This window comes from Actinacidiphila guanduensis (assembly GCF_900103985.1).
Taxonomy (GTDB): domain Bacteria; phylum Actinomycetota; class Actinomycetes; order Streptomycetales; family Streptomycetaceae; genus Actinacidiphila; species Actinacidiphila guanduensis.
The window spans coordinates 205,338-226,109 of the sequence record NZ_FNIE01000010.1 but is presented as its reverse complement, the minus strand read 5'-3'; the positions used below and the strand labels follow the sequence as shown (position 1 = coordinate 226,109).

Below are 20,772 nucleotides of genomic sequence, written 5' to 3'. Positions count from 1 at the left end.
CAGCCGGCGACGGGACAGGAACCCGGACGGCGGGAGTCCGCACCGTGGCTGTTGCTCGTCAGGTGGCCGTCAGGCGCGCTCCACCAGCCGGGCGAGGTTGGCGAGAGCCATCGCCGTGCCGGTCTCGTTGTCGGCGGCGGGTACGGCGTCGGGGATACCCTCGTGGACGATCACCACGTCCGTACCGCCGTCCTCGGCGTCCGTGAGGGTCGTCGTCATCGTCATCTCGCCCCGCAACTCGGGGCGGGCCGTCTCGAAGACGAACACCTCGACCACCTCCGTGCCGGGCACCAGCCGCGCGAAGTACCCGTGGTAGGTGTCGGTACGGCCCAGCGTCTTGCCGGTGGCGTCCGGCGCGTCGTAGGTGAGCGACACGCGGAAGGCCCCGCCCTCGCGCGCGTCGAACTCGTGCACCTGAGCGGTCATCCCGTCCGGCACCCGCCACCGTCCCACGGCCCCGGCGTCCACCAGGGCCCGGTACACCACATCCCTGGGCGCCCTCACCCGCCGCGACACACGCGTCGTCTGCATACCGCCAGCGTATGCGCGAGCCCGGCTCCCCGCGCCCGTGCCGTACGGCCTCGCCCTTCGTGTGAAGAGCAAGGTCGTACAGCCCCGGGGCGCTGGGGGCACCTCCCAGGCGGAGCTCTGGGGGAGGAACCGCGCGCCGAGCCTGATCGGTGCGGCGGTCGGCGACGGGACAGGCGCGCCAACGGCGAGAATCCGCACCGTGATAAGCGCTACGCGCGCGTCGCCCGGAGGAGGACGAGCCGCTCGGGGAACAGGGCGGGGAGCTGGACGCCCGCGGCGGCGAGGGCGGCACCCCTCAGGGTGACGCCCTCCGGCGTCCACCACGGGAGCATCGCGTGCCGTCGCTCCGCGGGCCCCTCGGGGACGTCGCCGGGCGCCTGCGGCCGCACGTGGTAGAGGGCGTCGGGGTCGAGCCCGGGGAGCCGTACCGGCCCCGCGGGGTACAGCTCGGTGGAGCCGGTCGCCACGACCGCGAAGACCGCCTCGGAGCGGTCCGCCGCGACCACGCCGTGCAGCCGCACCGCCGGGTCCGGGTGGTCGGCGTGCACCGCGGTGCCGGAGTGCAGCAGCGGCCGCAGCTCCTTGTGCAGCGCGATCCACGCGGCCAGCCGCTTGCGCTCCTCCGGCGTGGCGCGGGCGATGTCCCACTCGATGCCGAAGTGGCCGAAGAGCGCGGTGCCGGCGCGGAAGTCGAGCGCGTGGGTGCGGCCGGTGGTGTGCGCGGTGCCGGGGCCGACGTGCGTGCCCATCAGCTCCAGCGGCAGCAGCAGGTTCGTCCAGCGCTGGATCTCCTGCCGCTCCAGCGCGTCGTTGCAGTCCGACACCCACACCCGGTCGGTGCGCTGCAGCACCTCCAGGTCGATCCGGGCGCCGCCGGACGCGCAGGACTCGATCTCCAGCCCCGGGTGCCGGGAGCGCAGTTCGTCCATCAGCCGGTAGGCGGCGAGCGTCTGGTCGTGGACGCCGGCCCGGCCGGTCGCCGGGTGCCCGGCCTCGACCAGGTCCCGGTTGTGGTCCCACTTGAAGTACGCGATGGGGTACTCGGTCAGCAGCGCGTCCAGGCAGCCGAGGATGTACGCGTACGCCTCGGGGTTGGCCAGGTCCAGCACCTGCTGGTGGCGGGAGCGGCCGGGTAGCCGGTCGCCGGTGGACATGATCCAGTCCGGGTGCGCGCGGGCCAGGTCGGATTCCTCGTTGACCATCTCCGGCTCGACCCACAGGCCGAACTCCATGCCGAGGCTGTTGACATGGGAGATCAGCGGGCCCAGGCCCTGCGGCCAGACCTCGGGGGAGACGAACCAGTCGCCCAGGCCCCGCCGGTCGTCGCGCCGGCCGCCGAACCACCCGTCGTCCAGCACGAACCGCTCGGCGCCGACCTCGGCTGCGGCGTCGGCCAGCGCCTTGAGCCGCCCGAGGTCGTGGTCGAAGTAGACCGCCTCCCAGGTGTTGATCACGACCGGGCGCGGCCGCCGCGGGTGCCCGGGTCGGGACCGCAGCCAGCGGTGGAAGCGGCCGGCCAGCTCGTCCAGCCCGGTGGCGTAACTGCCGTACTGCCAGGGCGAGATGTACGACTCGCCGGGTGCCAGGCGGACTTCGCCGGAGAGCAGCACCTCGCCGGAGCCGAGCAGCGAGACCGCGTGGAAGGTGCGCTCGGCGAAGGTGCGGTGGTTGCCCGACCACGCGGTGTGCACGCCCCACACCTCGCCGCTGCGTGCGCCGAAGCCCGCGGTGCCGGCGATGAGCAGGAAGGCCGCGTCGAAGCCGGTGCGGCCGGTGCGGCTCTCGCGCATGCGGATGCCCTGGGTGAACGGGGTGCGCTGGGGCGCGCGTTCGCGCAGGTGGTGGCCGGCGAAGTCGAGCAGCTCGGTGGCGGCGGCGGGCACCGGCAGGGTGAGGTTGAGGGCGTCCAGGGCGAACGGGGTGGCGCCCTCGTTGGTCAGCTCCGCGCGCTGGCGGACCAGGCCCTGCGGGGTCAGCTCGACGGTCAGCCGCAGGCCCAGGCCCGCGATCTCGTCCGCCGCCTCGACGGTGAGCCGGCCGCCCGCCGCGTCCTCGGCCGGCAGTTCGCGGCGCACCTCGCGGACGGTGAAGGCGGTCGAGAACTGCGCGCCCTCCCGGTTGCCGACCAGGCCCGGCGTGCCGAGCCAGCCCGCGGACTGCTCGGGCAGGATCGCCACCGGCACGGCGCCGTCCACCGAGAAGGCGATCGGCTGCGGGGCCTGGGCGCGGGCGAAGGCGTCGAGTTCGGCGCCGTCCATCGGCCCGGGGTCGGCGCCCCAGTGCAGCACCCGCGGCAGCGTCCCGCCGGTCAGGTCGAGTACGAGGCTCACTCCCGCGGCACGCAGCTGGACGATGCCGTGGTCGGGAGAGGCGGTGGGCGGCGTCACGACGGGGACTCCCTTGGCAGGTGGCGGACTCGGGCCGGCACGATCATCGCAGGCGGCCCTCCGTGGCCGACAGCCTGGGCCGATCGCGACCGGTGCCGATCCGAACTCAAACGAACAAATTGGCACGCTATTCAACGCTGATCGACATCAGAGCTTGCGGTGAAGCTCCTTGTCAAGCGCGTTGTGCCGCGCCGCCCCGCGGGGCAGCGCCTCCCACGGGCCGACGGGGCCCGGGCCGGGCGGGTAAGGGGCCGATCGGATACGCCCTCCCGGCGCGTGCACGTGCGCGCGGCCGGCGGCAGTTGGGCCGGGGGTGAGTCGACAGGCGCGCCTCGCAGGGGAGTTGGGACCGGTCCTGGTCAATGGAGCGCCGCCCCGGGCGAGTCGGTCCCGCGTGCTGCGGGAGCGGCCGGGGCGGCGGAGGCGGTGGTGCAGGGCGGTACAGGCGGTCCGGGGACGGGCGGTTCGGTGAAGGGGTGGGTGTCGACCGGATGCTGAGTGGAGCGGCCGCGGTTCAGAGCGTGGCGAGGTCGATCGCGTCGGCCATCGCCTGGTAGCCGGCCGGGCCCGGGTGCAGGTGGTCGCCGGAGTCGTAGGCGGGCAGGAACTCCAGCGGGTCGGCCGGGTCCTGGGTGACCTTGTCGAAGTCGACCACGGAGTCGAAGACGCCGCCGTTGTCGCGGATGAAGGAGTTCACCGCCTCGCGCTGCGTCTCGCGGGCGGGGGTGTAGTCCGAGCAGTGCTCGAAGGGGGTCAGTGTGGCGGCCACCACCCGGATGCCGGCCGCGTGGGCGCGCTGCGCGATCTGCGTGAGACCCGCGATGACCTGATCGGCCGGGGTGTTCCCGTCGATGTCGTTGATGCCCTCCAGCAGGACGACGGTGCGGACGTTCGGCTGGGCGAGCAGGTCGCGGTCGAGGCGGGCGAGCGCGGAGATCCCGGCGGTGCCGGTGCCTGCCACGCCGGTGAAGCGGTCGGTGACCACCCGGTTGCCGCTGATGCCCTCGTCGATCACGCCGGGCACCGGCTTGCCGCCGCCCTGCGCGAGCAGCCGCCGGGCGAGGTCGTTCGGCCAGCGGTCGTTGCCGTTGTACGTTGAGTTGTAGCCGTCGGTGATGGAGTCGCCGAACGCCACCACCGTGCCCTGCCGGTGGGCGGGCCGTACGTCGATGCCGGACAGCAGCGTCCAGAAGCCGAAGGTGTTGTTCACGGGGAAGTCCGCGACGTCCTGCGTGCGGTCGCCGGCCTGGTCGGCGCTGGAGTAGTTGTCCTGCATGCCGAGGCTGTGCATCGAGGCGAGGTGCACCGGGCCGGGCAGGAACAGGCTGACCAGCAGGTCGGAGTCGGCCGGCACATGGAAGGCCACGCTGTCGCTCACCGCCTGGCCGCCGGCCGGGATCGTGGTCTGCCGCGCGCCGCCGAAGGTCAGCGTCCGCGGAGTGGCGGCGGCCGCCGAACCCTGGCCGCGTACAGCGATAGTGGCGTGGGCGACCGTCACCGGCGAGGGCGCGAAGGCGTTGTCCAGCCGGATGCGGATCTGGCTTCCGCCGATGCTGGTGTGCTCCACCATGCGCAGGGTGCGGTTGGTCCAGGGGCCGTTGACGAGGCTGTCGTCGGCCGCCGCGGCCCAGGTGCCGGCCCACTGAGGTGCGGACGGGCGGACGCCGACCGCGAAGACGTGCAGCGCGGGCGCCTCGGGGGCGGCCGGGTCGCTGATCTGCGGCAGCGTCACCGACGCCAGGTGCCTGCCGGCGGTGATCGGCACCGAGACCGCGTACAGCTTCGGCGGCGCGGCGACCGTGCCGGAAGGGGTGTTCCAGTGCGGCAGCGCGACGGCCATGGTGTCCGTCGGCCCGGAGATCCAGTCCTGCCCGCCGAGGGTGAAGGACTGCCGGCTGCCGTCGGTGTACGTGATGGTGCCGGTGCCGGAGGTGGCGCCGTGGGTGCCGGTGACGAGGAAGCCGAGGGCGGTGCCGGAGCCGGTCAGGGCGATGGTCTGGCCGTCGGAGATAACGTTGTCAGGTTGGCCGGGGGCGACGTCGGGCCAGGTGAAGCGGGTGTCGTCGAGGGTGATGTGGGCGCCGGGGCCCCAGCCGGCGGCGGCGAGGTCCTGGGCGGAGAGGGTGTTGCCGACGCCGTCGAAGTCGCCTGCGGTGGGGGCGGCGTTGTCGGTGATGGCGGTGTTGTCGAAGGCGGTGGAGAGGGGGTGGGGACGGGGGGAGGTGCGGGCGGGGGTGGCCGGGTCGGCCGTTGCGGTGGCGGTGGTGCTCGGCGTTGCCGCGGGGCCTGCTGGGTTCGCCGTGGTCACGGTGTTCGTCGTGTTCGCGTGGGCGGTGCCGGCGAGGCCGAGGGTGCCGCCGAGGAGGGTCGCGCCGGCGAGGCAGGCGGTGAGGAGGGCGCGGGCGGCGCGGTTGCGGGGGCGAGGGGTCGTGCGGTGGGGGCGGGCGTGGGGCTGGGCGCCGGGCTGGGTACCGGGGCGGCGGCTGCTGGATTTCACGTGCACGGAATCCCTCCGGTGCGGCGGTGGGTGTTACAACGTGAGAAATCTCTCGGGCATTGAGCCACCGGGTGGGACGCCCGTCAAGCCCTGTGTCCGAAGGGGCAGTTCGATTGCGCCGGGTGGCGCAGCCGCAGCGCCCCAGCCGGGTGCCTCGCCTCGCGGGCAAATCATTCGCCGCTCGCTTCACCCCTGGGGGCCAGGCCCGCTACGGAGAGGTGGAAGAGGCGGGTGGCGGCCGTGGCCGGGTCGGGGTGGTGTTCCGTGGCCAGGACGATGCCGACGATCAGGGTGATCAGTTCGGTGAGGGTGGCGCCCTGGGTCACCGCGCCTTGCTGCGCGGCGCGGTGGAGGAGGGGGTTGCCCGCCTCGGCCAGTGCTGCCGAGCAGGCGTTGTCGTGGGTCGGGTCGGCCTCGTAGGAGAGCGCGGCGGCCAGGCCGCGGGCGCTGACGCAGTAGGTGACCACGTCGCCGAGCCATTCCAGGAGCGCGGCGCGGCCGTCGTCCTTGGCGGCCAGCTCGCGGGCGCGGGCGCACAGGGCCTCGATCCGCTGCTTGGAGACGGCCTCCAGCAGGGCGTGGCGGGTGGGGAAGTGGCGGCGGACGGTCGCCGAGCCGACGCCCGCGGTGCGGGCGATCTGCTCCAGCGAGGCGCCGGCGCCGTGGGCGGCGACCTCCTCCTCGGCCACGGCGAGGATGCGCGCGTAGTTGCGCCGGGCGTCGGCCCGCTGGTGCTCGGGCATCGGCTCGTCACCTCCGGGGGTGGTCAAGTGGCGGGGCCCGCCGTATCGTATCGCGCGGTAAGTGGCGGGCCCCGCCGTTTCTGGTCCGGGAGCCGTCGCCGTACCGAGTCGCGCCCTTGCGCCGAGCCCCCGAGGAGCAGCAATGTCCACCGATTGCGCGCCCGTCCTGGTCACCGGAGCCACCGGCCGGCAGGGCGGTGCCACCGCCCGTGCCCTGCGTGCGGCGGGCGTCCCCGTACGCGCGCTGGTGCGCGATCCGTCGAGCGAACGGGCCAGGGCCGTCGCAGAGTTGGGCGCCGAACTCGTCACCGGCGACCTGAGCGACCCTGACTCGCTCGTGCGGGCCGCGCAGGGGGTGCGTGCCGTCTTCTCCGTGCAGATGCCGCCGATGGGCGCGGAGGGCTTCGACTTCGCCGCCGAGGTGGCCCAGGGCACGAACCTGGTCGAGGCGGCCCGCGCGGCCGGGGTGCCGCAGTTCGTGCACACGTCCGTGACCGGGGCGGGCGAGCACACCTCGGTGCCGGGATGGGCGCCCGGCCGGTGGGCCGTCGAGGCGTCGCTGACGGCGAAGAGCGCGGTCCAGGACCGGGTCCGGGCGGCGGGCTTCCCGCACTGGACGATCCTGAAGCCGGGCTTCTTCATGGACAACTTCCTGCCGTCCATGGCGTTCCTCTTCCCGCGCGGCGTCGAGGACGGCCTGGTGAGCGTGCTGAACCCGGGTACGCGGCTGTCGCTGGTCGCGGTGGACGACATCGGTACGGCCGCGGCGGCGGCTCTCGCGGACCCCGAGCGCTTCGACGGGGTCGAACTGGAGCTGGCCAGCGATTACTTGTCCATGACGCAGATCGCCGAGGTGCTCTCGGGCGCCTTGGGCGTGCCGCTCGCGGCACCCGACATGAACGAGGCCGAGGCGCTGGCCGCGGGAATGCCGCCGATGGGGGCGTCGCACGAGTGGCTCAACGTCGCGGGCCAGCCCGCCCGCCCCGAATTCGCCCGCGCGCTGGGCCTTCCGCTCACCACTTTCGAGGAATGGACCCGCGCCCACTTCCCGGCCACGGCCTGAGGGCACGGACGGTTTCCATTGAGCCCGAGTCAGGTGGTCGCAAGACGCGTTACTGAATGGGCGTTGGACTCCACGGCTACGAAAAGACGCCTCGCGTCACGGCGTTGGTGGCGCTCGTGGTCAGGGGAGTTCGGGGGAGGGGGCGGCGGCTTCCGTGTGGATCGCTGTCACCAGGGCGGACGCGGCGGGGGAGCGGTCGGCCTGCGTCAGGAGGACGGTCTCGCGGGTGCGGGTGAAGGAGGGGTCGTGGACGCGGAGCCAGGTGACGCCCCGGGGGAGGGTGTCCGCCGCGAGGCCGGGGAGCAGCGAGATGCCGAGGTTGGCGGCCACCAGGCCGAGCCGGGTGGTCCAACTGCGCGCCTCGTGGACGATGTTGGGCGCCTTCAGGGTCGGCCACGCCTCGAACTGCGGGGCCCCCTGCTCACCCGCGCCAATGATCCACGCCTCGCCCGCCAGATCCTCCGCGTCCACCGTGCCGCGCCCGGCCAGCGGATGTGCGGTGCTGACGGCCACGCCCAACCCGCGGCCGCCGCAGACCCGTTCGACCTGCAGGCCGGTGAGGTCGTAGTCGGGCAGGCCGTCGCCGATCGAGATGAGGGCGACCTCGATGCGCCCGGCCCGCAGGCGCCGCAGCAGCGCCGGGCTCCCGGCCTCGGTCAGGGTGACGGTGAGCGCCGGGTGGGCCGCGCCCAGCCGGGCGATGGCGCGCGGGACCAGGGTCGCCGCCGCCGTCGGGTATGCGCCCACGGCCAGGCGGCCCGCCACCCGGTCGCGCAGCCCGGCGATCTCCGCCTCGGCGGCCTCCACGTGGGCGAGCGCCTGCCGTGCGTGCCGGATCAGCGCCTCCCCCTCGGGTGTCGGCCGCACCCCGCGGGCCTGCCGCTCGAACAGCGGTGCGCCCAGGGCGGATTCGGCGGCGCCGATTTGACGCGAGACCGCCGACTGCGTGTAGCCGAGCGCCTCGGCGGCCGCCGTGAAGGACCCGCGCCGCGCGACCTCGACGACCACCCGCAGCCCGATCAGCGTCAACTCCGACATGCCGGCCACGATATGCGCGGCACGCACCGGCCCTGCCGCACAACGCGCCCGTACCGCATGGGCCGTCAGCGCCCGGCGTACTCCGCGTCGGCCGCGTACGCGCTCTCGCGCTGCCGCTCCAGCGACTCCAGCCGCCGCCGTACGCCCTCGGTGACCGCCTCGTATCCGTCGGAGTTCAACAGCAGCCGTAGCGGCGGGTGTCCGGACAGCGCCGCCTCGATGACGGCGTGGGCGACGCCGGAGCTGCTGCCGGGCATCTCCTCGACCGCGAGGGCCGGGGAGTCGGCCGACCCGCCGCGGTACGGGGCGCTGGGCTCGACCCGCTCGGCGGCGTCGAAGAACCCGGTGCGCACCATGCCGGGCGCGACGAGCACGGTGGCGATGCCGAACGGGGCGATCTCCCGCGCCATCGCGTCGAAGTAGCCCTCCACGCCCCACTTGGCCGCGTGGTAGATCGCGAAGCCGGGGAAAGCGATGTGGCCGCCCATGCTGGAGAGCTGGACGAAGACGCCGCCGCCCTGAGCCCTCAGGTGCGGCACCGCCCGGCGGGCGAGCTGGATCGAGCCGGTGAGGTTCGCCGCGATCACCGACTCCACCTGGGCGTCGCTCAGGTCCTCGGCGGCGCCGAACACGCCGGAGCCGGCGTTGGACACGACGACGTCGATCCGCCCCAACTCCCCGAAGGCGGCGCCCACCACGTCCTCGATCGCCCCCGTGTCGGTCACGTCCAGCCGCCTGCGCCACAGCCGGTCGCCGAACTTCCCCACCAGTTCGTCCAGTTGCTCGGGGCGCCGCAAGGTGGCGGCCACCCGGTCCCCCCGTGCGAGTGCCTGCTCCACGATCTCCCGCCCGATCCCCCTGGACGCCCCGGTAACGAACCACGTCTTCATCCCGCGCTCCTCTTCCATCCGGTTCCATCCGTACCGTTCCGGTCGGCCGCCCTACCTCGGGGCCGCCCACCTCCAACGATCACCGGAGCCACCCATGCCGACAAGCGATAGTTCCGCATCTCAGCCATGCGCATCCGACATGTGTCGGCTCACGGCAAAGGAGCCGGCAGTGCGCGCCGGAGGAGCCCTGGGCGAGGGCGGGTCAGGTCAGGTCAGGTCAGGGGGACGAAGACCGCCAGGGCCACGGCTGCGCCGACCAGGAAGCCGACCGCTGTCTGGGCCGGGGTGTGGTCGCGCAGCGCCACGCGGGCCCAGGCAACGGGGAGAGCGACCGGCAGGGACAGGGCGGCGGGGGGGCCGAAGAGCGCGATGAGGATGACGGCCGCCGCGCCCACCACCGCCGTGTGGCCGGACACCTTCCACCACAGCGTGATCACGCCGCCCGTGAACAGGCCCGCGCCGATCGCGAGGACGAGCGCGATGAGCTGCGGCGGACCGCCGAAGGCAGCGAGCAGGCCCGCCGTCGCAGCCGTCGAGCAGACCGCCGTCAGCAGCGGCACCAGCCGCTGCTCGCGGACCCTGACGTGCAGGTCGGTGTAGCGGCCGCGGCGCACCCCGGCGGCCACGAGCGTCAGCGGCAGCCCGACGGCGAGCGCGGCCGCGCCCAGCGCCCAGGCCACTCCGGTGGCGCCCGCCGCGTGCCGGCCCGTGATCAGCAGCAGCGCCGCGAGGACGTTCGCGGGCGCGACGACGTCGGTGATCCAGCGGGCGGCGCGGCCGCGCACATCGGGCAACTCGGCGACCAGGGGCTGCATTTCGTCCGCGTCTCGTGAGGTCGTTCCGGCGGGGCCGGCGCCCGGGGTCGGACCGCAGCGTGCCACACGGTTCCCGCGGCCCCTCATCCGGGGCCGCCCGCCCGGTCAACAGGCCCCAGCCCCGGAGCAGTTGGGGCGCACCGCTTGCGCGTTCGGCTATGTCTCGGGGGAGTCCCCGGGGAGGGTTTGTTCGCACCAGATGACTTTGCCGGTGGTGGTCTGGCGGCTGCCCCAGCGGTCGGTGAGCTGGGCGACGAGGAGGAGGCCGCGGCCGCCTTCGTCGTTGGCGCGGGCGCGGCGCATGTGGGGGGCGGTGCTGCTGGTGTCGGCGACTTCGCAGATGAGGGCGCGGTCGCGGATGAGGCGCAGGCGGATGCTGTCGCCGCCGTAGCGGATGGCGTTGGTGACCAGTTCGCTGACGACCAGCTCGGTGACGTAGCCCTCTTCCTCCAGTCCCCAGTCGGCGAGGGTGTGCAGGGCGTCGGCGCGGACGGCGGGGACGGCCGCGGGGTCGGTGGGCAGGTCCCAGGCCGCGACCTGCCGGGCATCCAGCCGCCGCAGCCGCGCCAGCAGCAACGCCGCGTCATCCGTGCGGTGTTCGGGCGCCAGGTCGGTCACCAGGCAGGTGCACAGGTCCTCAAGGGTGCGGCCGGGCACGGCGAGGGTCCGCAGGAGGTTGTCGAGCCCGGCGTCCATGCCGTCCTCGCGGGAGGACACCAGGCCGTCGGTGTAGAGGGCGAGCAGACTGCCCTCGGGAAGGTCGACTTCGCGGGCCTCGAACGGCAATCCGCCCAGCCCCAGCGGCGGCCCGGCCGGCAGGTCCAGGAACTCCGCGCTCCCGTCAGGGCGTACGACCGCGGGCGGCGGATGCCCCGCCCGCGCCAGCGAACACCGGCCCGACACAGGGTCGTAGACCGCGTACAGGCACGTCGCCCCGATGTCCCCCGCCTCGCCCCGCGCGGTGCCCCGATCGGTCTCGGACTCCGCCGACAGCCGCAGCACCAAGTCGTCCAGGTGCGTGAGGAGTTCGTCCGGAGCGAGGTCGACATCGGCCAGGGTGCGCACGGCCGTGCGCAGCCGACCCATCGTCGCCGCCGCCTGCAGACCGTGGCCCACCACATCCCCCACCACCAGCGCAACCCGCGCCCCCGACAGGGGAATCACGTCGAACCAATCCCCGCCGACCCCCAGGCGCGGGGCCGCCGGCAGATACCGCGAGGCCGCCTCCACCGCCGACAACCGCGGCAACCACTGCGGCAGCAGGCTCTGCTGCAGGGCGACGGCGCTGCTGCGTTCCCGCGTGAACCGCCGCGCGTTGTCCAACGCTACCGCGGCCCGCGCCACCAGCTCCTCGGCCAGGGTGAGGTCGTCGGCGTCGAAGGGCTCCTCGCGCAGGGACCGGCCGAGCAACGCCACTCCGAGGGTCGTACCGCGCGCGATGATCGGCACGATCATCCACGAGTGGAAGCCGTACTTGCGCATGCTCGCCCCGCGGATGGGGTCCTCCTCCATCCAGGCGGTGACCGCCGGGCCGAAGGAGTGCTGGAGCGTCGGGCGGCCGGTGCGCAGGACGCGGGCGCTGGGCGTGTGCTCGGGGTGGACGTCGACGTCGCCGGGCCGCACCACCGCCTCGGGGACACCGGGCCGCACCGAGGCGTTCGCCGTACGGCGCAGGGCCGGGGCGCCGGTGGTCGGGACAGGGGCGGGCTCGTCGCCGCTGAGCAGGGCGTCCAGCAGGTCCACGGCGACGAAGTCGGCGAGCGCGGGCACGATCACGTCGGCCAGCTCCTGCGCGGTGTGCGTCACGTCCAGGGTGCTGCCGATCCGGGTGCCGGCCTCGTTGAGCAGCGCCAGCCGGTCCTTGTCGCGCTGCTGGTCGGTGATGTCGGTCATCGTGGTGCACACGCCGCGGATCCGGCCGCCCGGCTCCCGCAGCGGCGTAATGGCGGCGGCGAAGACGTGGCGGCGGTCGAGTTCGGCGCGGGTGTTGCGGCGGCAGACGAAGGGGCTCGCGGGCTGCCCGGTGTGCAGGACGCGCTCGGCCCGCGCCTGCCACTCGGCGGCGTCCGGCGCGCTCAGCACCGCGGTGATCCCGTGCCGGCCGACACGCCCGCCCAGCCGGCGCATCGCGGGGTTCTCGCGCACCAGGCGGAGCGACGCGTCGTGGACGGCCACGGCGACCGTGTGGCCGGACAGCACCCAGTGCGCCAGGGCTCCCTCCTCGGCTTCGGGAGAGAGCCAGCCGGGCTCGGGCGGGACGCCTTCTGTCCCCATACGACCAGGATCGTAGGTCGCCGGGACATGGGCAAATGCGTGGCATGTCCAGATCTACCCGGTGCCGCGCCGCCCGGCCGTCTGCGTGGAAACGCCGGACGCCGGCCTCATTGCCCCGGAAGGGAGCCGCTCACCGGGGAGCGAGGCCGCGCGGGGCGGCCGCAGCCCGGGCCTCGTACCCTTCCGGCCCGGAGCGGGCCCGCTGGATGCCGCGCAGCCCCCGACAGCTGTCCCGAGGTCGTGAGGGGAGGCGCCCGGGCCCTCGTCGCACAGCCTCTCCGCGGGCCCGCGGCGCGGTTCGGACCCCGTCGGCTCCGGATCGGATCCGACGTCCGTTCCCGGCGTCGGCCATCCCGGCGGTCCGCCGTCGGCCGGGCTGGTCGGTCGCGGCGCGAGCCGCGGCACCGCCCCCCCGGGTCCCCCGCCGGAAGCGAACACCGCCGACGCGTCCCCCGCTGCCGGGCGCCACCCGGATTCGCCGTCAGGAGGCGCACTCGCTCCGAAGAGGGGCGTGGCCCGCGCCAGTTGACGACCGGGTCGCACCGGCTGCGCGCGGGCTCCCGGAGTTTCCTTCCGAATTGCCGTGTCCCCTCGGTGGATCGGTGCAGATCCGTTTCGGCGCCGGGCTCCTTTTCCGGGGCTCTTCCGCGGGCGGCGGAAGGGCTCGGCACTCCGGTGGGCGCACGGAAAGGGCCGGTGCTTTCCCTCTCTGAGCCGTCGCGCATTCGGCCAACCGGCGTCCGCCGTCAACACGTTCGGCGTGCCGCGCGTGTCTCTTGCATATGCCGAGGGAGTGGCCGTGACCAGCCCGTTCGTCTGACGGCGTTAGTCCATTGCGGGTGGATCGGCGAGAAACAAACCTGACTGCTCGTCACATCCGTGCCTCGCGATCCCTACGCTGAGGCTGTCTCTTTCCATGGGGCTGCCACGGCTCTGCCCGTCGAGGGAAATGCGGGCTGCCAACGGGAAGGGGACCGGCGGGTCGTCGGCCGCCGGTGGACCGTCCTCTCACTTTCTTTTTCCCAAGGGAGTAGGCTCATCGATGAAACTACTGAATGTCCTCGGCGCGCCGGGCAGGAGAATCCTGTCCTCGTCGATCGCCGCGGTGGTGCTTGTCGCGGGCGCCGCTGTGGCGCTGACGCCCACGCAGGCCTCCGCCATCGCGACAGCCGTTCCATTGGGGACAGTTGACAGCTTCGCCGTGCTGGGCGGCCAGTCGGTGACCAACACCGGCCCCTCGACGGTCACCGGCGACCTCGGGGTCAGCCCGGGAACGGCGATCAGCGGTTTCCCGCCCGGCCTGGTCAACGGGGCCACCCACTCCGCCGACGCCGTCGCGCTCCAAGCCCAGAGCGACCTCACCACCGCGTACAACAACGCGGCCGGCCAGGCCCCTGACGCGAGCATCTCCGGCGACCTCGGCGGCCTCACCCTGGCACCGGGTGTCTACAACGCGGCGTCCTCCATCGGGCTCACCGGCACCCTCACGCTGGACGCGGCCGGCGACCCCAACGCCGTCTGGGTGTTCCAGATCGGCTCGACCCTGACGACCGCGTCCAGCAGCCGGGTCCTCCTGGTCAACGGTGCCTCGCCGTGCAACGTCTTCTGGCAGGTGGGGAGTTCGGCCACGCTGGGCACGGACACCACGTTCGTCGGCACCATCATGTCGCTCACCTCCACGGGCCTGAACACGGGCGCGACGGTCGTCGGCCGTGCTCTGGCGCGCAACGGCTCCGTGACGCTGGACACCAACACGATCACCCGGCCTTCGTGCGGCACGACCACCACGGGCACGACGACGGGCACGACGACCGGTACGACGACCGGTACGACCACGGGCACGACAACCGGTACGACCACGGGCGCCACCACCACCGGCACGACCGGCGGCACCAGCGGCGGCCTGCTCGGCGGCATCACCACCGGCGGTCTGCTCGGCGGTATCACGACCGGCGGTCTGCTCGGCGGCAACTCGATCGCCGGCAACACGGTCGGCGGCAGTACCGCGGGCAACACCATCGAAGGCAACACGGTGGGCAACACGGTGGGCAACACCGCGGGCAACACCGCAGGAGGCGGCGGCCAGCCCCCGCACCACGGCCAGCCCCCGCACCACGGCAAGCCGCCGCACCACGGCAAGCCCTCGTACCCGGGCAAGCCCGAGCAGCCGGGTGGTTACGGCAAGCCCGAGCAGCCGGGTGGTTACGGCAAGCCGGGGGAGTCCGGCGGTTACGGCAAGCCGGAGCAGCCGGGTGGCTACGGCGCTCCCGACGACTCCGGCGGCTACGGCGCTCCCGACCAGGACGCATCGGAGAACGACTACGGGCAGCCGGCCACGCAGCACTGACGCCCACCGCTCCGTCCGGCCCGGCGAGCGCTCCCCGCGCTCGCCGGGCCCGGTCGCATGACCGGCAGGCATCGCACGTCCAGCAGAAGAGTTGTGAGAGGAGGGCCGGGATGGCAAAGACTGGCCCAGGAGACGTACAGCACACCGGAGAACCGGTGGGCACGACAGGAACGGCGGGGGATCGGCTCGGCAGGCCACCGGGCACCCGTCGCGAACCGCCCGGCGGACACGTCGTGTTCGCGCCCTCCGGCGGCACGGACCGGCTGACGGCGCTGCCGCTGCCGCTGCGCTTCGCCACGAGAGCGGCGGCTGTCCTGCTCGCGGGGGTGGCCCTCCTGCACCTGGTCTTCGTCTTCCTGCACGTGGCTCCCGCCAACCCCATCTCCCAGCGCTACGCGCGCCAGGTCCAGGGCTGGATCTACCCGTTCTTCGAGCAGAACTGGCGCCTCTTCGCTCCCGACCCCGAGTCGTCCGTCCCCCAGATCTCGGCCCGGACGCTGCACACCTCGGCCGACGGGGCGGAGCAGGTCAGCGGATGGTTCGATCTCACGGCGGTCGACAACGCCGGGGTCAGACACGACCCCTTTCCGAGCCACACCAACCAGAACATGCTCCGCCGAGCGTGGAGCGGCTACCTCGACACCCACGGCACCAGCGACGTGTCCTACTCGGACCGTGCGGTGATGTGGCAGGAGTACCTGCGGAACATCGCCGTGGACCGCGTCTCCGCCGCCCGGCACGGCGCGATCGACGCGATCCAACTCCGCGTCCGCACAAGCCCGGTGGCGCGCTCCGACGCCTCCGGGCACATCACCCCGGTCACCGCGTCGGCGGTCGGGACCCGGAGCCTGCCCTGGTGGAAGGTGACCGGACATGGCCACTGAACGGATCGCGACTCCCACGCCGGCCGCAGCCGGCCGCCCGCCGACCGACGCGGCCGGCACCGCAGCGTCCGCCCGGTACGGGGTCGAGGGCCTGACCGCGCTGCTCACCCACCGCCCGATCTCGCTCCACGCGGCCTCGGTGCTGCGGATCGGATACGGGCTGTGCTACCTCGCCTTCCTGCTCCGCGAACTGCCGCACCGCGAGCAGATCTGGGGTCCGGACTCCCCGTGGACGCCGGCCCTGGCCCGTGAACTGTTCCGCCAGACCGGGTGGTTCAGCATCCTCACACTGTCGGACAGCAGGGTGTACTTCACCATCTGCTACGTGCTGGCCCTCGTGGTCTGCGCGCTGTTCGTGCTCGGCTGGCGGACCCGCGCGACCTCCGTGCTCTTCGCGCTGGTCGTGGTGTCGTTCCACGGGCGGGCCATCTTCATGACCGACGGCGGTGACAACCTGATCCTGCTGATGGCCCTCTACCTGACCGCCACCGCCTGCGGACGCCGCTGGTCGCTGGACGCGCGCCGGGCGGCACTGCGGGCCGCGGGCAAGGCCGGCCCCGGCCGCTGGGCCCTGTGGCGGGCGAGCAGCGATCTGTGGTCCCAGTTCGGCCTGGCCCGCGAGTCCCTGGTCACCGCCCTGCACAACTGCGGAATGTTCGTCATCGCCGCACAGGTCTGCCTCCTATACGGTTCGGCGGGCCTGTACAAGGTGCAGGGCGCCTCCTGGCAGTCCGGCACCGCCCTGCACTACGTGGTGAACCTCGACCTCTTCCGGCCGTGGCCGGCGCTGTCCGCGCTGGCGGACCACTACCCGCTCGTCCTGGCAGCAGTGGGCTACCTGACCGTGCTGATCCAGGTGGCATTTCCGTTCGTCCTGTTCAGCCGGTTCAAGTACGTCGTCCTCGCGATGCTGCTCGGCATGCACCTCGGCATCGCCGTGTTCATGGGGCTCCCGCTCTTCTCCGCCGCGATGATCGTCGCCGATGCGGCCTTCCTCCCCGACCGGTTCTACCTGGCTGCGGCCCGCTGGTGCGGCCGAGCCGTCACCCGCGTCAGGGGCGGGGCACCGGAGTCCCCGGCACCGCCCGCCCCACTGCTGCCCTCCCAGCCGGGTGACTCCACGTCGGCCCACCGCCCCGGTCGGCCGACAGGAGGGGCTCGGAGCCGATGAGCATCGGAGGCGGCCGGGCCACTGCGGACCGGCCGCCTCCGACGCGCACAGGCGCTCGGGCGCCCGCGGCGCCGGGCGAGGGGCCGGCTGCCGGGGGCGACGCGGGCGCGTGCGCCGGCGGCCTCCTCCGGGCAGCGGCCCTCTCCGGGCGCGCCGGCCCGGACTTCGGCGAAGCCGCGCCGGTGGGCTACGCGCTCTCGTCCGGGCTCTCCGAAAGCCCCTCCGGCTTCACCTGGGTCTCGCTGCCGGGGGGTCGGGGGTCCGTGCCGGTGAGGGCTCCGAGGACGGCGGGTTCGTGGTGGGACCACGTGGCCAGGGCCGTGCGCATTTGGGTGTTGGTGGCGGCCGGTTTGGCCATCACGAGGATCACCGCGTCCGCGTGCGGGGTCAGCGCGATGATGCGGGTGTCCAGCACCTTGCCCTCGGCGATGGCGTGGGCGACCCGCAGCGGCAGGCCGTTGGGGCTCGCCGAGCGGACGTCGCCGCGCGGGCGCGGGGTGAACTCCCGGCCGGCGAGGACGTCTTCGAGGGCTCCGTCGGGCCAGCCGACCCCGGCGGCGTAGCGGCGCAGCGCGGACGTCAGCCGCTTCATGGGCTTGCCGCGCTCGATCCCCTGGACGGTGGTCCGTGAGATGCCGGCCATCCTGCCGAAGTCCGTCTGGCTGAGCCCTCTGCTGTTGCGGCACGCGGCCAGTGCTTTTCCGAGCCGATTCCAATCACCGTCCACGGCGCCCATCATGCCCCAACGACACCGCGCCCAGGGGGAGTCGGGGACACAGGCTTGTATTCAGTTGCCCGCACGGTCCGGTGACACGGCTCTGCCCATGCTCTCGGAACGGCTACGGTGCGATCCCCGCGGCGGGCCGTCAGGGCCGTCAGTGCCGCGCGCCCCAGGGCCCGCCGGGGCTGTGTATCGGATGCGTCACAGGTGCCGATGCGTCCGACTACCGCGAGTCGCGCCCACGTATCGTGGGACCCACCGAACACGCGTGCACCAGGTGAACCACCTTGTGCGTGTGCGATTCGTGCCATGTATGGGGGGACGATGACGGATTTCGCGGGGGTGGACCCGCAGCGCGTACGGCAACTGGCCAACCGGCTCAAGGACTTGGCCGCGGCGCTGACGTCGGACGGCGGAACGATCCGGACGAACTTCGGACGCTGGGGCGGCTCCCTGGACCTGAGCGTGATCGCGCAGCAGGCCCAGCAGGTCGCCGACGACGCCCACGACATGGCGCTGCGGGCCGACGAGGCGATGAACCTGCTCGACGGCGCCGGCCGACCGTACCTGTGCGGCATCAACGGCGACATGTACCAGATCCCCTGGGACACCAAGGACATCGACCCGGCCAAGGAGGCCCAGCAGGAGGCGAACGAGCTGAGCAAGGCGCTCGCCGACCCCAAGGCCCCCGACTCCCGCCGGATCATCCTGGACGTGGCCCAGTCGCTGGCCGACCACCAGGAGGACACCGCGTACATGACGGCCTTCATGGTCAACGGCGGCATCAAGGACATCGCCGGGGCCGCCGGCGCGCTGCACGCCGAGGACGGCACACACGAGAACGCCCTGCTCAGCAAGGAGTCCATAGCCGCGCTCGCGCAGTTCGGGCAGGCCGCCCAGAAGCTGACCGATCTCGCGGTGAAGGGCGACTACCCTCACCCCGCGCCGGACTACCTGGCCCCGCTCACCCACCCGACCGACGACGACGCCTGGTCGATCGGCATGCTGCTGAAGTACGGGCCCCCGGGCGACAAGTGGAACGCCCAGGTGCTCTCCGGCATCAGCGGCGGCATGCTGGACTGGCGCGAGAAGCAGGGCGCCATGCGGCCGGATTACGAGATGTTCCCCGGCAACGGCGCCTTCCCCGGGTACTACGGCGACGGCAAGGCGTGGTTCGACGACCTCGGTCTCCGCGCTGTCGGCTCCGAGCCCGGTGCGGAGCAGGCCGCGGCTGCCATCCGCGCCAACGACCCCGTCCTCGCCGTCCTGGACAAGCTCGGTGACAACGCGCAGGGCTCCCGCGATCTGCTCGGCCAGGACACCGCCGCCAGCAGGCGGTACGCCGCCGACCTGGTGGAGTACAACTGGCAGACCACGGGCAGGACCGGCACCGTGGACGACTCCGAACCCATCGGCCGGGTTCTCGCCCTGGCCGCCAGTGACCGCGGTCCTGCCTTCGCCGACCAGTCCGGCCAGGCCGCGTACAACATCCTGGCCGCCGCGGCGAAGGAGAACACCACCTTCGGCAGCCGCTCCCAGAAGGAGCAACTCGCCTACCCCACCTACCCGCAGAGCACCGCTGTGGCCCTGGCCGGCATCACCGCCACCTGGGCCGACCAACTCGGGGCCTCATCCAAGATCGCCGGTCCGCAGGCGGGTGGGTACGCGACCTTGGAACACGACCTGGTCCTCCCGCACGACGACCTGCAGTCGGTGATGGAGCTGTTCACGCGGAACGACCCGAGCGCGGCCGCGATGTTCGACACCGCGATGCACGCTCAGCTCAGCGACGCCGCCGATTCCCGCCTGGACGTCAGCAACCTGGGCAACATGATCGGGCTGTTCACCAAGGCCAAGAACGCCATCAGCTACAGCGCGGCCCAGTAACTGGACGAGCAGCACAAGTTCAACCTGGCCGTCCTGAACACCGCCGGTGTCCTGTTCAGCGCTACCACCCTGCCCACAGGCGTCACCAGCAAGGTGGTCACCAAGGGCTTCAAATACTCGCAGACGCTCGTCACCTGGGGCAGGTCGGTCAAGGCCCCGACCACCGACCCCTTCTCCACCGGCAACGCCGCCGCGCAGCAGGTCGCCAACTCGAAGAACGCCGAGGACGTCGAGAAGTCGTACGCGCCGGCAGTGGCCCAGGGCCTCATACGGTCGGGGAAGATACCGGCCCCCACCGGCCGGTCGTGGTACGACCCCAAGACACAGACCGTCTCTCCGGACGCGTGGCAGAACACCGACTTCACCGGCTGGTTCAGCGGTCGCGGCATCTTTTCCACGACCGACGCCGTCATGGCGCATCTGGGCAGCGGCTTCAGGACGTACGAGGGATCACTTGATGGCAACTAGCGCAAGGCCATGGACCAAGCGGTACCTGGCGTCGGCAGCGGCCGCGGTCGTGTTGCTGGCCGGGTGCTCGGGCGGCGGTCACAAGGGCGGCCACGCCGGTCTGCCGACGCCCGCCGCCGGGAAGGTCGCCGCCTTCGATCTCGGCACGCTGAGCGACACGTACGACCTGAACGAGGTCGTCACGGCCGGCGACATGCTGGTGAGCTCCGACGGGTCGGGGGATGTGTACATGCTGGATTGGAACAGTGGCTACCATCCCGACGTGATCCGGATGACCCCGCAGGGCGTCGTCAGCAGGTACGTGCAGGTCGACCACCGGGTGGGTCCCACGTCCATGGTGGTCCGCTCCGACGGCTCCGTCGTCTTCGGCGTCTCCAAGGACGACTCCGGCACGAAGACCGCCACCCTGCCCGTGACCGACAAGGACGGTAGCGACAGTACGCTGGCCATCCCGCCGACCTCCAGCGACGCGCTGCCGATCGGCGAACGCCCGGACGGTTCGCTCATCGTCAGTGAGGGCGGTGACCTGTGGTCGCTGAAGGCCGGCCGCTTCACCCGCCTTTACCACCAGGCGGAGAAGATCTTCGCCGGCGCCGTGGTGGATCCGGCGGGAACGGTGTACATCGTCACCGGCGCGGACCTCTCGGACATCGTGGTGATCCCGGTCGGCAAGGCCCCCGAACACGTGCACCTCTCCGGTACGGTGCCCGGCACCGGCACGCCGATCGCCTCACTGTCGATGGTGCAACTGGCGCCCGCCGGCGCCGGGGGCTTCTACACCCTGAACCAGGACCCTCCCCACTCCTCGACGCCCGTCGTCTACGTGCGGGACGGCCACGCCACCGTCCCGGCGGTGTTCCCGGAGGACGGCCACGCCTGCACAGCCGGCAAGCAGTACCCCGCCCTGTCGAACACCTGCGGATCGCGGGCGTACATCGCCCAGACCGGCAAGCGCCTCCTGCTCTTCGGCAGCCTGGTGTCCCGCAAGCCCGCAGATCCCGCCCTCGCCCTCAACGCGGCAGGCAAGTGAGAGCCGCGCCGGCACCGGACGAATTC

Annotated in this window: 16 protein-coding genes; 7 read left to right on the top strand and 9 right to left on the bottom strand. The window is 72.9% G+C overall.

From position 1 onward, the window contains the following. Window positions 1–69 precede the first annotated feature (69 nt). The 4 genes from BLR33_RS22795 to BLR33_RS22780 all read right to left on the bottom strand — a co-directional run bounded on the left by BLR33_RS22795 (window position 70) and on the right by BLR33_RS22780 (window position 6,158). The gene (locus BLR33_RS22795) at window positions 70–531 is read right to left on the bottom strand and encodes an SRPBCC domain-containing protein (protein ID WP_093786420.1); all 462 of its coding nucleotides are present in this window, start codon (window positions 529–531) and stop codon (window positions 70–72) included. Between the two features lie 209 nt (window positions 532–740). Further along, complete coding sequence (locus BLR33_RS22790) at window positions 741–2,918, bottom strand: alpha-galactosidase (RefSeq protein WP_093786419.1); 2,178 nt, start codon at window positions 2,916–2,918, stop codon at window positions 741–743. Window positions 2,919–3,432: 514 nt separating this feature from the next. After that, on the bottom strand, window positions 3,433–5,415 hold the full coding sequence (locus tag BLR33_RS22785; protein ID WP_265737044.1) for an SGNH/GDSL hydrolase family protein: 1,983 nt from the start codon (window positions 5,413–5,415) through the stop codon (window positions 3,433–3,435). 170 nt (window positions 5,416–5,585) lie between these two features. Further along, window positions 5,586–6,158, bottom strand: a complete 573-nt coding sequence (locus BLR33_RS22780; RefSeq protein WP_093786418.1) for a TetR/AcrR family transcriptional regulator — start codon at window positions 6,156–6,158, stop codon at window positions 5,586–5,588. 142 nt (window positions 6,159–6,300) lie between these two features. On the opposite strand from BLR33_RS22780, the gene BLR33_RS22775 reads away from it, so the two are divergent. Beyond that, entirely contained in the window at window positions 6,301–7,221 is a 921-nt protein-coding gene (locus BLR33_RS22775) for an NmrA/HSCARG family protein (RefSeq protein ID WP_093786417.1), read from the top strand. A 120-nt stretch (window positions 7,222–7,341) separates the two neighbouring features. On the opposite strand, the gene BLR33_RS22770 is transcribed toward BLR33_RS22775, so the two are convergent. From BLR33_RS22770 to BLR33_RS22755, 4 genes are all read right to left on the bottom strand, one after another. Then, complete coding sequence (locus BLR33_RS22770) at window positions 7,342–8,259, bottom strand: LysR family transcriptional regulator (RefSeq protein ID WP_093786524.1); 918 nt, start codon at window positions 8,257–8,259, stop codon at window positions 7,342–7,344. Window positions 8,260–8,324: 65 nt separating this feature from the next. Beyond that, window positions 8,325–9,149, bottom strand: coding sequence for an SDR family oxidoreductase (locus BLR33_RS22765; RefSeq protein ID WP_093786416.1), 825 nt, complete (start codon window positions 9,147–9,149; stop codon window positions 8,325–8,327). A 212-nt stretch (window positions 9,150–9,361) separates the two neighbouring features. Continuing rightward, window positions 9,362–9,964, bottom strand: a complete 603-nt coding sequence (locus tag BLR33_RS22760; RefSeq protein ID WP_093786415.1) for a phosphatase PAP2 family protein — start codon at window positions 9,962–9,964, stop codon at window positions 9,362–9,364. Window positions 9,965–10,120: 156 nt separating this feature from the next. Further along, window positions 10,121–12,238, bottom strand: coding sequence for an ATP-binding SpoIIE family protein phosphatase (locus tag BLR33_RS22755; RefSeq protein ID WP_093786414.1), 2,118 nt, complete (start codon window positions 12,236–12,238; stop codon window positions 10,121–10,123). 1,042 nt (window positions 12,239–13,280) lie between these two features. On the opposite strand from BLR33_RS22755, the gene BLR33_RS22750 reads away from it, so the two are divergent. The 3 genes from BLR33_RS22750 (at window position 13,281) to BLR33_RS22740 (ending at window position 16,640) form a co-directional block, all read left to right on the top strand. Beyond that, window positions 13,281–14,585 (top strand): ice-binding family protein, encoded by a 1,305-nt coding sequence (locus BLR33_RS22750; RefSeq protein WP_093786413.1) that lies wholly within the window; start codon window positions 13,281–13,283, stop codon window positions 14,583–14,585. A gap of 233 nt (window positions 14,586–14,818) precedes the next feature. Beyond that, on the top strand, window positions 14,819–15,469 hold the full coding sequence (locus tag BLR33_RS22745; RefSeq protein WP_245771595.1) for a DUF5819 family protein: 651 nt from the start codon (window positions 14,819–14,821) through the stop codon (window positions 15,467–15,469). Next, window positions 15,459–16,640, top strand: a complete 1,182-nt coding sequence (locus BLR33_RS22740; RefSeq protein ID WP_245771594.1) for an HTTM domain-containing protein — start codon at window positions 15,459–15,461, stop codon at window positions 16,638–16,640. Before BLR33_RS22745 ends, BLR33_RS22740 begins: the two co-directional genes overlap by 11 nt. A 187-nt stretch (window positions 16,641–16,827) precedes the next feature. Here BLR33_RS22740 and BLR33_RS22735 read toward each other — a convergent pair whose 3' ends face one another. Next, window positions 16,828–17,367: a helix-turn-helix transcriptional regulator gene (locus BLR33_RS22735; RefSeq protein WP_176930390.1), complete on the bottom strand. Its 540-nt coding sequence runs from the start codon at window positions 17,365–17,367 to the stop codon at window positions 16,828–16,830. A gap of 318 nt (window positions 17,368–17,685) precedes the next feature. Between BLR33_RS22735 and BLR33_RS22730 the strand changes: the two genes are divergently transcribed. From BLR33_RS22730 to BLR33_RS22720, 3 genes are all read left to right on the top strand, one after another. After that, window positions 17,686–19,248 (top strand): hypothetical protein, encoded by a 1,563-nt coding sequence (locus BLR33_RS22730; protein WP_143031738.1) that lies wholly within the window; start codon window positions 17,686–17,688, stop codon window positions 19,246–19,248. A 93-nt stretch (window positions 19,249–19,341) separates the two neighbouring features. Further along, a complete protein-coding gene (locus tag BLR33_RS22725) occupies window positions 19,342–19,716 on the top strand; it encodes a hypothetical protein (RefSeq protein ID WP_093786410.1) in 375 nt (124 codons plus the stop codon). After that, the gene (locus BLR33_RS22720) at window positions 19,706–20,746 is read left to right on the top strand and encodes a hypothetical protein (RefSeq protein WP_143031737.1); all 1,041 of its coding nucleotides are present in this window, start codon (window positions 19,706–19,708) and stop codon (window positions 20,744–20,746) included. The genes BLR33_RS22725 and BLR33_RS22720 overlap by 11 nt, the downstream gene beginning before the upstream one ends. Window positions 20,747–20,772: the final 26 nt, after the last annotated feature.